11 protein-coding genes are annotated in these 13037 nt (G+C 71.5%); 2 read left to right on the plus strand and 9 right to left on the minus strand.

Annotated elements, in window-relative coordinates; all coding sequences use genetic code 11:
* Nucleotides 1-39 precede the first annotated feature (39 nt).
* Nucleotides 40-2067 carry a cell wall-binding repeat-containing protein gene (locus tag MIAR_RS07205; protein ID WP_285633439.1) on the minus strand — a complete coding sequence of 676 codons (2028 nt, stop codon included), beginning with the start codon at nt 2065-2067 and terminating at the stop codon, nt 40-42.
* A 149-nt stretch (nt 2068-2216) separates the two neighbouring features.
* On the opposite strand from MIAR_RS07205, the gene metX reads away from it, so the two are divergent.
* Nucleotides 2217-3422 carry a homoserine O-acetyltransferase MetX gene (gene metX / locus MIAR_RS07210; protein WP_285633441.1) on the plus strand — a complete coding sequence of 402 codons (1206 nt, stop codon included), beginning with the start codon at nt 2217-2219 and terminating at the stop codon, nt 3420-3422.
* A 33-nt stretch (nt 3423-3455) separates the two neighbouring features.
* Here metX and MIAR_RS07215 read toward each other — a convergent pair whose 3' ends face one another.
* The 5 genes from MIAR_RS07215 to MIAR_RS07235 all read right to left on the minus strand — a co-directional run bounded on the left by MIAR_RS07215 (nt 3456) and on the right by MIAR_RS07235 (nt 7847).
* Complete coding sequence (locus MIAR_RS07215; RefSeq protein WP_425561585.1) at nt 3456-4646, minus strand: MFS transporter; 1191 nt, start codon at nt 4644-4646, stop codon at nt 3456-3458.
* A gap of 91 nt (nt 4647-4737) precedes the next feature.
* A complete protein-coding gene (locus tag MIAR_RS07220; RefSeq protein WP_285633446.1) occupies nt 4738-5388 on the minus strand; it encodes an NUDIX hydrolase in 651 nt (216 codons plus the stop codon).
* A 1-nt stretch (nt 5389) separates the two neighbouring features.
* Complete coding sequence (locus tag MIAR_RS07225) at nt 5390-5707, minus strand: thiamine-binding protein (RefSeq protein WP_285633448.1); 318 nt, start codon at nt 5705-5707, stop codon at nt 5390-5392.
* A gap of 27 nt (nt 5708-5734) precedes the next feature.
* Nucleotides 5735-6964, minus strand: a complete 1230-nt coding sequence (locus MIAR_RS07230; RefSeq protein WP_285633451.1) for a hypothetical protein — start codon at nt 6962-6964, stop codon at nt 5735-5737.
* 46 nt (nt 6965-7010) lie between these two features.
* Nucleotides 7011-7847 carry an ADP-dependent NAD(P)H-hydrate dehydratase gene (locus MIAR_RS07235; RefSeq protein WP_285633454.1) on the minus strand — a complete coding sequence of 279 codons (837 nt, stop codon included), beginning with the start codon at nt 7845-7847 and terminating at the stop codon, nt 7011-7013.
* Between the two features lie 85 nt (nt 7848-7932).
* Between MIAR_RS07235 and MIAR_RS07240 the strand changes: the two genes are divergently transcribed.
* The gene (locus MIAR_RS07240) at nt 7933-9000 is read left to right on the plus strand and encodes an NADH:flavin oxidoreductase/NADH oxidase (RefSeq protein ID WP_285633458.1); all 1068 of its coding nucleotides are present in this window, start codon (nt 7933-7935) and stop codon (nt 8998-9000) included.
* Between the two features lie 61 nt (nt 9001-9061).
* On the opposite strand, the gene MIAR_RS07245 is transcribed toward MIAR_RS07240, so the two are convergent.
* From MIAR_RS07245 to guaB1, 3 genes are all read right to left on the minus strand, one after another.
* Nucleotides 9062-10117, minus strand: coding sequence for a hemolysin family protein (locus tag MIAR_RS07245; protein ID WP_285633461.1), 1056 nt, complete (start codon nt 10115-10117; stop codon nt 9062-9064).
* Nucleotides 10114-11439 carry a hemolysin family protein gene (locus tag MIAR_RS07250; protein ID WP_285633464.1) on the minus strand — a complete coding sequence of 442 codons (1326 nt, stop codon included), beginning with the start codon at nt 11437-11439 and terminating at the stop codon, nt 10114-10116. The genes MIAR_RS07245 and MIAR_RS07250 overlap by 4 nt, the downstream gene beginning before the upstream one ends.
* Before the next feature lie 114 nt (nt 11440-11553).
* Nucleotides 11554-13014 carry a GMP reductase gene (guaB1, locus tag MIAR_RS07255; RefSeq protein WP_285633467.1) on the minus strand — a complete coding sequence of 487 codons (1461 nt, stop codon included), beginning with the start codon at nt 13012-13014 and terminating at the stop codon, nt 11554-11556.
* Nucleotides 13015-13037: the final 23 nt, after the last annotated feature.

A 13037-nucleotide genomic window follows, 5' to 3' on the forward strand; every position in this document is an offset into this window, starting at 1 on the left:
CCCCGGACCGCGCGGTCCGGGGCATCCATGCATCCGGGCTCAGTTGCGCGCTGGGCAGGCCGTCACGGCGCTGAAACCGAGCACGCCGTATCCGCCGAGGAGGCTGACACGCTCGACGCCGGTGCGCACGAGGTCGCCGACCACCGCCGCAGGAGTGCACGTCGCGGGTGCCAGGTAGATCGCTCCAGGCCTCACGCCCTGCAGCGTCGCGGCCGCGAGCGCATCAGGGTAGTCAGCGCCCGCCGCGATGTAGGCATCGGCTGACGGACCAGGCGCCGCCAGGCGCGCCACCGCCAGGGCCGTCTCGTACCGATCCGCGCCCGCTGCTCGCACCACCTTCGCGCTGGGGCTCAGGCTTGAGGAAACGCCGGTCGTGACCGCGCCTGTGCCGCCGAGCACCGTCAAGGTCTGCACCCCGAGCCGCCGCAGCTCGGCGACGGTTGCCGCGTCGGCGCGGCCGGCCGCGCCGTCGACGAGCAGGATGGGAGCCGACCGGGCGATCGCGGCCGGAACCGCCGCGACAGCGTCGGGGAAATCGCGGCCCGTCGCGACGAGCGCCTCGCCTGCCGTCCCGGTGGGGAACGCCGATGCGATCACGGCGCGTGACGTGGCGTAGCGATCGGCGCCCCAGATACGGGAGACCGAGGGGGCGAGGGAGCGCAGCTGCGTGAGGACCTGCTCCGACACCGCTCCCGCCCCGCCGACGACCACGATCCGCGCGGGATGCAGCCGGGACAGTTCGGTGCGCGTCACCGACGGCAATGACGACGGCGCGGTCAGCAGCAACGAGGCGTGGTTCTTGGCGACGACCGGCCCCACGGAGAGCGCATCGGCGAAGGAGGCACTCGAGGCGATGTACACCGTGCGCGGACCCGTGCCCGGGAACGCGGCCCGCGAGATCGCCGCTGCGGTCGCGTAGCGGTCGGCGCCACTCAACCTGGTGGTGCTCGCCTCGCCGATCACCGCGTCGTAACAGGAGTAGTCGCTCACGGGAACTCCGCCGGCGGTGCTGGCGGTCTCGACCAGGCACACCCGGTGACCGGCGGCCTCCACGGGGAGGACCATCGACCCGCCGGGCGTCGTGCTGGCTATGGTCGCGGCGTCGAGATCGACATCACTGAGCACATTCCAGCCCGCGCCGTCCGAGGCGCCGCGCTGCCAGATCAGCCGGTCCACAACCGAGGCATCGGCCGGAACCCAGGTGCCCGGCGTCATGGAGACGGCCCTGCCGACCACCAGGTTCGAGGTGCCCGGGCCTGTGGCGCGACTGGTCGCGTACGCGGAGTCGATCGTGATCGTCCTGCACGACGGATCGGTGACCAGTCCCGCGTTCTCATCGCCGAACGTCGCGCAGACGGTGTAGGTCCCCGGCGGCGCGGGATCGATCACCTGGACCACGCTGTGCAGGCCGATGGCTCCCGGATGCTGCGACGCCAGCTCCGACGGGGGCGGCGCGGTGTAGGGGCCGCCCACCAGTCCTCGCGGCGGCCGCTGATCAGCGGGCACGCCGCTCGCCGGCGTGTAGGTCACCTCGAATCGCCCCCAGCCGTGGCGGTCCCAGCTGTCGCTGAGCCATCCGTCGATGTACAGACCCGACTTCCCGGGGTGCGGGCCGATGCCCGTGACCGCACCGTCCACCGCCCGGGGCGGCACGGTGACGCTGCTGCATCCGAGGCTCGTCCACGTCGTGCCGGGGACGCCCGGCGCCGCGGACGCGCACGCCCTGTACACGCCGGGTGCGGTCGGGGACGCGATCGTCCAGAACCCATGGTGCACGATGTTGCCGAACTGGTCCCGACCGGGGTGATCATCCACGCCGTTGTCGAACTGGTGGGTGGCCAGCAGCGGCTGATCGAACGCGGTCGAGACCGCGGCACCGTCCGGTCCGGTGAGAGTCACGCGCACGGCGTTGTTGTTGCCGACCTCTGCGCCGGAGAGCTTCGCCCAGCCGTAGATCTCGATGACCGGCCCCTGTTGGTATCGCACCGAGATGAGTTCGATCCGGCCCGTCATCGTGGCCGTCGCCGCGGTGGCCGGCCCGGCCGCGAACAGCGATGAGAGAGCCACAAGTACAGAAATGAGCAGAGCTGTCCGACGCGCCATCGCGCCCCCTTCGTCGGGATGGCCTGAATGTTCGAGAGACTACACCCGAGCCGCGCGCGGCGTGCGCTGTAACCTGCCGCTCCCGCGGGCGGGCACCCGGGAGAATGGGACACATGGACTGGCAGACGACCTCAGAGGACACGGTGCCCTCGGCACCCGTGACCGAGGCCGACCAGCGACTGCTGCGCGCCCGTCCCCCCGCCACCGGCGCCTGGCGCGACGGCGACCCCGCGGGCGACCGCCGCTTCACCTTCCTGGGCGACCTGCGCACCGAGAGCGGCCAGCACCTGCCCGTGATGCGCCTGGCCTGGGAGTCGTGGGGCGAGCTCAACGCGGCACGCGACAACGCGGTACTCATCCTGCACGCGCTGACCGGTGACAGCCACGTCCGCGGCGAAGCCGGCGCAGGGCATCCGACGGCCGGCTGGTGGGATTCCGTGGTCGGCCCGGGTGCGGCGATCGACACCGATCGCTGGTTCGTGATCGCCCCGAACATGCTGGGCGGATGCCAGGGATCGACCGGCCCCGCGAGCATCGCCCCGGACGGCCGGGAGTGGGCGTCTCGCTTCCCCTACCTCACGATCCGCGACCAGGTGGCGGCGCAGATCCGCCTGGCCGACGAGCTCGGCATCGAGACCTGGGCCGCCGTGATCGGCGGCTCCATGGGCGGCATGCACGCCCTGGAGTGGGCCGTCATGGAGCCTCAGCGCGTCGAGCGCCTGGCCGTGCTCTCCTCTCCCCCGGTGACCACGGCGGATCAGCTGGCCCTGAACTTCGTGCAGCTGGAGACCGTGCGCATGGACCCGCGCTTCGCCGGCGGCGAGTACTACGACGCGGCGCTCGGCGAGGGCCCCCACCGCGGTCTGGCGCTGGCCCGCCGCATGGCGCTGCTGAACTACCGCAGCCCCATCGAGCTGAATCAGCGGTTCCAGCGCTCCTGGCAGTCCGGGGTCTCCCCGCTCGGCCACGGCGGTCGCTTCGCGGTGGAGTCCTACCTGGACTTCCACGGCAACAAGTTCACCCGCCGCTTCGACGCGAACAGCTACATCACCGTGGTCGAGGCGATGAACTCCCACGACATCGGTCGCGACCGCGGCGGTGTCGAGGAGGCGCTGCACACCGTCACCGCGAAGAGCCTGGTGATCGGCATCGACACCGACCGGCTGTTCCCCGTCGACGGACAGCAGCGCATCGCGCGCAGCATCCCGAACCTCATCGACGACGAGGCGATCGTGCTGGCCAGCGACTTCGGCCACGACGGCTTCCTCATCGAGACCGACGAGGTCGGGATGCATCTGCAGCGGCTGCTCGACGCCTGAGTCGTCCCGCAGCGACCGCCGGCGACCCGCGGCTCAGACCATGACCGATGCCTGTTGCGACCGCCGCTCGGCACGGTACGCGATGACGGTGATGCCGAGTCCCAGCAGCGCCAGCCCTGCGCCCACCCACTCCGGAGCGGTGAAGCCCAGCCCGAGCGATATCGCGATGCCGCCGAGGAACGCGCCCAGACTGTTGCCGATGTTCAGCGCGGAGTGGTTCAGCGCAGCGGCGATCGACTGGTTGTCTCCGGCGACGTCCATCAGCCGGGTCTGGATGGCCGGGCTGATCATCGCCGAGAGCGCGCCGACGATCAGCGCCAGGACCACCAGCGCGGCGAACGACCAGGCCAGCATCGCGAGCAGGACGAGCGCCGCGGCGAGGCCGGCCAGGCCGAAGTGCAGCGTCGCGCGCAGGTCGCGGTCGGCGAAGTAGCCGCCTGCGAGGTTGCCGATCGTCATGCCCACACCCACCAGCACCAGCGTCACGGGGACGGCCCACTGCGGCGCTCCGGCGACCTCGGTGACGAGCGGGGCGATGTAGCTGTACACCGCGAAGAAGCCGCCGAATCCGATCGCGCCGATGCCCAGCGTCAGCCACACCTGCGAGGAGCGGAACACGCCCAGCTCGGAGCGCATCGTGCGGCCGGGATCGCCCTCGTGGGCGGGGACGAACAGCGCGATGCACACGGCGCCGAGCGCGAAGACCAGGGTGACCACGAGGAACGCGGTCCGCCAGCCCCACTGCTGACCGAGATAGGTGCCGACGGGCACGCCGACGACGTTCGCGATCGTGAGTCCGGTGAGGATGAAGGCCACACCCTGAGCGCGACGCCCCGGCCCCAGAACGTCGGCCGCGACGAGCGCGCCGATGCCGAAGTAGGCGCCGTGCGGCAGGCCGGCCAGCAGACGCGCCATGCCGACCAGCCCGAAGCCGGGCAGCACAACGACGAGGGCGTTGAACAGGGTGAGGGCGACGGCGAGGCCGAGCATCACCCGGTGACGCGGATACCGCGCGACCGCACCGGCGATGGTCGGCGCGCCGATCACGACGCCCAGCGCGTACATCGACACGAGCACGCCGCTCTGGCCGATCGCCTGCTCCTGGCTGCGCGCCCAGAGGTCGGGCAGCAGGTCCTGGGCGATGTCGGGAAGCAGGCCCATCATGACGAATTCGGTCATGCCGATGCCGAAGCTGCCGATGGCGAGAGAGAGGAGCGCCCTCATCGCCGCACCCCTCGAGAGGTTCGAGGGAGTCACCTGTCCATGCTAGCGGCGGGCGAGCGCCACGATGACGGGATGACCAGCGGATGCCGCATCAGCGGCGCTCGTAGCGCCAGGGCAGCGTGCCCATCAGGAGCCGATGCCTGGCATCCGGTCCCCCGGGCTCCTCCGCGTGCTCGGCATCCCCCGCCCAGAGCGCGAAGCGGCCGTCGACGCCGTCGCGCAGGTTCGTCGCGTAGAGCGCCGGTTCGCCGACGGCGGCGAGCGCGTCATCGACCGTCCGGTGCCCGAGCAGTCCGTTCAGGGTCACCCAGGTCGGCGGGAAGAGCGTCAGGCTGCTCGCCTCGTGCTGCGCGAACATCTGCTCCGGGCTCAGCCACATCGCCTCCTCGATCTCGCCGGGGTTCACCCGCACCTCGTCGCCGAGGTCGCGAGCGAGGAAGAACCACGTGCGGAACTTCACGGGCTGCTCGGGCGGCGGCGTCCAGCGCGAGAGCAGGGTGACATCCGCGATACGGATCGCGGTCTCCTCCCGCGTCTCCCGCACGGCCGCGGCGCGGGCGGCATCAGCCTCATCCTCCGCATCCCCCCAGTCGCCGGGGTCGACACGTCCACCGGGGAACACCCAGGCTCCTGCGAACGACCCCTTCGACGGGCGCCGCAGCATCAGCGTCTCCACGCCCTCCGGTCCGTCGCGGAGCACGACGGCGGTGCCCGCGACGCGGATCTCCCCGTCGGCGCTCATCTCAGTCCTGGTCGGCGGCGTCGATCGCCGCTTCGAGCCGCTCGATCTTGGCGTCCAGCTCCCCGCTGTAGCCGGGACGGATGTCGGCCTTCAGCACCAGTGAGACGCGGGAGCCGAACGGCATCACCGCCTCTGTGGCGCGCTTGACGACATCCATCACCGTGTCCCAGTCCGGGCCCTCGATCTCGGTGAACATGCTCGTGGTGCGATGGGCGAGACCGGACTCGCGAACGACGCGCACCGCGGCGGCGACCGCGTCGTGGACGGAATCGCCGGAGCGGCCGTTGCCGGACGGGGCGACTGAGAAGGCGACGAGCATGGGCGTCCTCCGATTTCAGGGGTGGTTTCAGGTGGTGGTCATAGATCCGCGCGGTACGCGCACGACCGCGCGCACCGCATGGACGAGCAGGACGACCAGCAGCAGGTTGCGCGCGGTGAGCAGCAGCACGGGCAAGGCTTCGGCGCGCAGCAGCTGGTCGTAGGTGAGCGGGTAGATCGCGAACGTCAGCGCGCACAGCACCAGGACGAGCAGCGCCGCGGTGCGCGCTCGGACGCGGTCGAAGACGATCCAGAGGATGACCGGCGGGATCAGCCAGGTGTGGAACTGCGGAGAGCCGACCTTGTTGGTCACCCTCAGCCCCGTCACCAGCGCCAGCGTCAGCGGCGGCAGGAGTCGCTGCCACGCCGCCCCGCCACGCGCGCGAAGAGCGCCGACGACGAGGATCCCGGCGACGACGAGCACCATCAACGGCGTCAGCAGTGTGGAGACGAGGTCGGCCCCGGGCGCCGTGATCTGGAAGGTGAGGATCTCATAGCTGTACTCGATGCGCGCGGCGCCGACCACGACCATCCACAGGAACGGCGTGGCCCCCACGGCCTCGATCTGCAGGCCGCGGCCGGTCTGCATGCCGAGGAAGCCCAGCAGATTCCCGCCTGCGCCCAGCATCAGCAGCACGCCGATGATCACGATCGTGACGGATGCTGCGCTCAGCAGCACCTGCCAGGACCGCCGGCCGGCGGCGATCGCGGCAACGACCACCGCGCCGGGCCAGATCTTCACCCACGCGCCGATCGTGAGCAGAGCGGCTCCCACCCGCGGTCGGTGCGCGAGCCACAGCCCGCCCGCGACCACGACGGGCACGGTGATCGCGTCGATCCGGTACATGGCGATCGGCCCGAGCAGCATCAGGGCGCTGATCCAGAACCACGCGGCGACCCGGCGGCGCCGGGTGCCGCCACGGCCGACGAGCGCCGCGAACCCGAGCAGGTCGCAGAGCGTGACCAGCAGCGCCCACCCGATCAGGTAACCGGCCTGCTGTCCCAGGGCGACGGTGAACGGCACTGCCAGCAGCTGCGCCAGCAGCATCGGCGCCAGCGCCAGCTGCGGGTAGACCCAGCTCTCGGTGATCCCGACGACCGGGCCACCGCCGAGCGCGGCGGACGACCAGGGCTGATAGACCAGCACCACGTCGCCCATGGGCTGCGCGGGCAGAACCCAGCCGAGCCAGGCTACGACCGCATGCACGGCGAGGAACACACCCCACAGCGGTGCGGCGCGGCCGGACTTCCCTGTCATCCGCATGCCGGCTCTCGGCCGCCGGCGCGCACGCTCCACGCTGCGTTCATGCGATCAGCTCCCCGATCGCGAGGGGAAGCGCGTCCGCGACGTCGATGGCGACGATCGGGTGCCCGACGGCACCGTCGCCGGATCCCGACGCGACCGCCGCCGCGCGCCCGTGCAGCCAGCTGGCCGCCGCCGCGATCTCGGCGAGGGGCTTTCCGGCGTTCGCTGCGAGCAGGGCGCCGAGCACGCCTCCCAGCACGTCGCCCGTGCCGGCCGTGGCGAGCCATCCCGGCCCGTTCGACACCAGGATGGGCTCCGCGTCCGGTGCCGCGATGATCGTGCGGGATCCCTTGCACAGCACGACGGATCCCAGCGTCTGCGCGGTCTCCACGACCTCGGCGATCCGCTGACCGCCGGACGCGGACTGCTCCCCCGAGGCGAGCCCGAGCTGCTCGCGCAGCCGGGCGAGCTCGCCGGCGTGCGGGGTCAGGATGCACGGTGCGGTCGCGCCGCGCGCGAGATCCAGGGCGCCCGCGTCCACCACGACGGGTGCGGATCCGGCGAGGATGCGGCGCAGCGCCTCCTGCTCCTCCGGGCTGCGATGGGCGGCATCCGTGCCCGAACCGATCACCCAGGCATCGACCCTGGTGCGCCCGAGATCTGAGCCCACCACGGTCTCCGGGCGGCGCGCCAGCACGGCATCCGAGGCCTCGCCCGCATACCGGACGTACCCCGAACCCGCGCGCCAGGCCGCCTCCACACCGAGCACCGCCGCACCGGGGTAGGCGGCGGATCCGGTGCGCAGCGCGACGACGCCGCGGGAGTACTTGTCGTCATCGGCCGCGGGAACGCGGAGGAAGCCGGCGGTGTCGGCCTGCGTCCATTCGCGCGTCATGAGACCACGCTATCGCGCGGAGGCCGAGGACCGTCCCGGATCCGGGACGGCCCTCGCCCGTGTCCTCAACGGGTAGCGTCGTAGGGTGACCCTGCTGTTCTCGCCGCTCACCCTCCGCTCCCGCACCTTCCGCAACCGCCTGTGGGTGTCGCCCATGTGCATGTACAGCGCTGTGGAGGGCGTGCCGCAGTCCTGGCACCGCACGCATCTGGCGCAGTTCGCATCAGGCGGCGCAGGACTCATCGTCGCCGAGGCGACCGCCGTGACCCCGGAGGGCCGCATCTCCCCGCGTGACACCGGGCTGTGGACCGACCAGCAGCGCGACATCTGGGCGGAGATCGTCTCCGACGTGCACGCGCGCGGCGGCATGATCGGCATCCAACTGGCGCACGCGGGTCGCAAGGCGTCCACCTGGTGGCCGTGGGCCGATGAGCAGGGATCCGTCCCCGCGGATCAGGGCGGCTGGCAGACCGTCGCGCCGTCCGCGGTTCCCTTCGAGGGTTTCGCGCCCGCCGAGGCGCTCGACTCCGCCGGCATCGATCGCATCGTGGCCGGGTTCGCCGCCGCGACGCGTCGGGCAGTGGATGCCGGATTCGACGCGCTCGAGGTGCACGGCGCGCACGGCTATCTTCTGCACCAGTTCCTGTCGCCGCTGTCGAACGTCCGCTCCGACGAGTACGGGGGTTCGCTGCAGAACCGCGCCCGGCTGCTGCTGCGGATCGTGGACACGGTCCGGGAGATCGCGGGTCCCGATCTGCCGGTGCTCGTACGGCTCTCGGCGACCGACTACGCCGAGGGCGGCTTCGTCCCCGAGGAGGCGGCGGAGGTCGGCAGGTGGGCGATCGAGCACGGAGCCGACCTCGTCGACGTCTCCAGCGGCGGCACGATCGCGCACCCGAAGGTGCAGCTGCGTCCGGGCTACCAGGTGCCGTTCGCGGAGATCGTCCGCGCCGGCGGGCGGGTGCCCACCGGCGCGGTGGGGCTGATCACCTCCGCGGCCCAGGCCGAGGAGGTGCTCGCCTCCGGCGCAGCGGATGCGGTGTTCGCCGGCCGCGAGTGGCTGCGCGACCCGCACTTCGCGCTGCGCGCGGCGCATGAGCTGGGCGCCGAGGTCACCTGGCCGCCGCAGTACCTGCGCGCGCGCTGGCGCTGAGCGTCACCTCCGCGGGAGGCAGCGCTCAGCAGCCGCGTCGCACTCGGCGATGGCGCGGCGCTCAGCGGCCGTGGCCACGGCGCGTGGCATCCTGCACCTCGCCGACGAGCTCCTCGAGGATGTCCTCCAGGAAGAGCACCGCGGTCGTCTCCCCCGAGGAATCCCGCACCTTCGCGAGGTGACGTCCGCCCCGGCGCATCGCGGCGAGCGCGTCCTCCAGGTCGGTGTCCTCCTGCACGGGCACCATGTGGTGGATCCGCTTGGCGGGCAGCGGCTCGTCGATGTGCGAGTCGGACTCCTCGGAGGCCCGCAGGACGTCCTTGAGATGCACGTAGCCGATCGCCACGTCCTCGTCGTCGACGATCACGTAGCGCGAGAACCCGTAGCGGGCCACTGCCTTCTCCACATCGCCGGGCGTCGCGGTGTCGGGCAGGGTGATCAGCTCGGCCAGCGGCACGGCGACATCCCGCGCCTTCTTGTCGGTGAACTCGACCGCAGCGGCGACTGCGCCGGAGGTGTCCGTCAGGACGCCCTCGCGACGCGAGCGGTCGACGATCGTCGCGACCTCCTCGATCGTGAACGTCGAGGCCGCCTCGTTCTTCGGCTCCACGCCGAACAGCCGCAGGACCAGGTTCGCCGAGCCGTTCAGCAGGGCGATCACGTGCCGGAACACGCGGGAGACCCACACCAGCGGCGGTGCCAGGATCAGCACGGCGCGGTCGGGCACCGAGAACGCCAGGTTCTTCGGCACCATCTCGCCGAACACGACGTGCAGGAACGACACCAGGGCCAGGGTGATCACGAAGGCGAGCACCGAGATCAGCCCGGGATCCCAGCCCAGCGCGTGCATCGGGATCTCCAGCAGGTGATGGATCGCCGGCTCGGACACGTTCAGGATCAGCAGCGAGCAGATCGTGATGCCCAGCTGCGAGGTCGCCAGCATCAGCGTGGCGTGCTCCATCGCGTACAGCGCGGTCTTCGCCGCGCGCGAGCCCTGCTCTGCGAGCGGCTCGATCTGCGAGCGGCGCGCGGAGATGACGGCGAACTCGCCGCCGACGAAGAACGCGTTGGCGACCAGCAGCACGATCAGCCACACCAGGCCTGCCCAGTCGCTCATCGGCGGGCCTCCGTCTCGTCGTCGGTCTCGGCGGCGGGGTCGGCGATGTAGCGGATGCGATCCACCCGCCTGCCGTCCATGCGCACCACCGTGAGAGTGCCCGATCCGATGCGCACCTCGTCGCCGAGGGCGGGCACGCGCTCGAGCAGGCTCATCATGTAGCCGCCGATGGTGTCGTAGACCTCGCCCTCGGGCACTTCGATGCCGGTGCGTGCGAGGAGTTCGTCCGGGCGCAGCTCGCCGGGGAAGGTGATCGAGTCGACCCGGCGGACGATGCCCGCGCGGGAGCGGTCGTGCTCGTCGAACACCTCGCCGACGATCTCCTCGATGAGGTCCTCCAGGGTGACGATGCCGGCGGTGCCGCCGTACTCGTCGACGACGATCGCCATCTGGTACCCCTTCGAGCGCAGCTCGGCGACCAGGGCGTCGAGGTGCACGGTCTCCGGCACCCGCAGCGGCTCCGTGCTGAGTGCTCCGACGGGCACCTCCAGACGCCTCTCGCGGGGCACGGAGACGGCGGCCTTGACATGCACGACGCCCGTGATGTCGTCGAGGTCGTCGTCGTACACGGGGAAGCGGCTGTGACCGGTGCTGCGGGCCAGGCGGATGACGTCGTCCGCGCAGTCGCCGACCGAGATCGCGTGCATGCTCGGGCGCGGGGTCATGATGTCATCGGCGGTGAGGCGGGCGAAGTTGAGGCTGCGGTCCAGCAGCGTCGCCGTGTCCTCCTCGAGCACGCCCTGGCTGGCCGACCGGCGCACCAGCGAGGAGAGCTCCTCGGCGCTGCGTGCGCCGGAGAGCTCCTCCTTCGGCTCGATGCCCATGGCGCGCAGCACGGCGTTCGCGCTGCCGTTGAGCATCAGCACCGCGGGCTTGAACACCACGGTGAACGCCGTCTGGAACGGGATGACCAGCTTGGCCGTCTGCAGCGGGAGGGCGAGCGCGAAGTTCTTCGGCACCAGCTCGCCGATGATCATCGACAGGAATGTGGCGACGAGCATCGCCACGGTGACCGAGACCGGTACGGCCGCGGCATCCGGAACGCCCCATGCCTCGAGCAGCGGCTCGAGGAGCTTCGAGATCGCCGGCTCCATGGTGTATCCGGTCAGCAGCGTGGTGAGCGTGATGCCCAGCTGCGCCGAGGAGAGATGCGTCGAGGTGATCTTGAGAGCACGGATGGTGAGCATCAGCCGGGACTCGCCGCGCGCCTGGCGCGCTTCGAGCTCTGCGCGGTCGAGGTTGACCAGGGCGAACTCGCTGGCCACGAACAGGCCGGTCCCGACGATGAGGAGGAGCCCCACGCCCAGCAGCACGAATTCCATCAGCTGAAGTCCTCACTCAGGGCGAGGATCGGGCGGTGGGGCGAGGGACTGCAAGAAGGAGGGTCGTCCATGGTGCGGACGATCTTACAGAATCCTGCTGTGAGCCGCGCGACGCTACCAGCTCACCGGCAGCGCCTTGCCCTCCTCGTAGCCGGAGGCGGACTGCAGGCCGACCAGGGCGCGGTCATGGAACTCGGCGACGGTGGCTGCTCCCGCATAGGTGAACGAGGAGCGCACGCCCGAGGTGATCATGTCCAGCAGGTCCTCCACGCCGGGCCGGAGCGGGTCCAGATAGATCATCGACGAGGAGATGCCCTCCGCGAACAGCTCCTTGCGAGCGAGCTCGTAGGGGTCCAGCCGCTCGAACCTGGCCTGCACCGCCTTCGTGGACGCCATCCCCCAGGACTCCTTGTACGCGCGACCCTCGGCGTCGTGCATCAGCTCGCCCGGCGCCTCGATCGTGCCGGCGAACCACGATCCGATCATGACGGATGCTGCGCCCGCGGCGAGCGCGAGCGCGACGTCACGCGGATAGCGCACTCCCCCGTCGGCCCACACGTGCGCGCCGAGCTCGCGCGCCGCCTGCGCGGTCTCGAGCACGGCGGAGAACTGCGGGCGCCCGACGGCGGTCATCATGCGCGTCGTGCACATCGCGCCGGGCCCCACGCCGACCTTGAGGATCGACGCCCCTGCCCGCACGAGGTCGTGCACGCCGTCGGCGGTGACGATGTTGCCGGCGACCAGCGGGATGCCGAGATCCAGACCCGCGACGGTCTGCAGCGCGCGCAGCATCCCCTCCTGATGCCCGTGGGCGGTGTCGATCACCAGCACGTCGACTCCGGCGGATGCCAGGGCGCGGGCCTTGCCCGCGACGTCCCCGTTGATGCCGACCGCGGCCGCGACCGCAAGTCGCCCTGAGGAATCCACCGCAGGGCCGTACAGGCTCGAGCGCAGAGCGGTGCGCGGGGTCAGGGTGCCGACCACGTGCCCGTGATCGAGCACCAGGACGATCTCGGCATCCGCCGCGTCGATGGCGTCGTACGCGGCGCGTCCCTCGCCGATGTCCTCGGCGGCCAGTGCGATCGGCCCGGCGTGCACGAGGTCGCCGAGGGCGGCGTCCGGCAGCGCGGTCGCGAGCCGCGGCGCGGGCAGGATGCCCTGCACGTCGGCGCGCTCGAGAGGCCCGTCCCCGCGGTGATCGGCGACGACGATGCCGTGACCGGGCAGCGAAGGCAGCAGCCGCAGCGCGTCGGCGACCGTCGCCCGCGGGGAGAGCACGAGAGGCGTGTCCCAGCGCACCGGCTGGCGCTTGACCCAGCGGATCGCCGCATCCAGCTCCTGCAGCGGCAGGTCCTGGGGCAGCACGCCGATCCCGCCGCGCCGGGCGAGCGCGGCGGCGAGCCGCGGCCCGGTCACCGAGTTCATGTTCGACGACACCAGCGGAATCGTGGCGGGCGTGCCGTCGTGCGGCGCCAGATCCACCTGGAGCCGGCTGGAGACGGCGGATCGCCGTGGCACCAGGAAGACGTCCGAATAGGTCAGATCCACTGCGGGCAGCTCACCGGAGAACTTCATATCGTCACGCTACCCCTCCACGC

This window comes from Microbacterium arabinogalactanolyticum (assembly GCF_030268005.1).
Taxonomy (GTDB): Bacteria; Actinomycetota; Actinomycetes; order Actinomycetales; family Microbacteriaceae; genus Microbacterium; species Microbacterium arabinogalactanolyticum.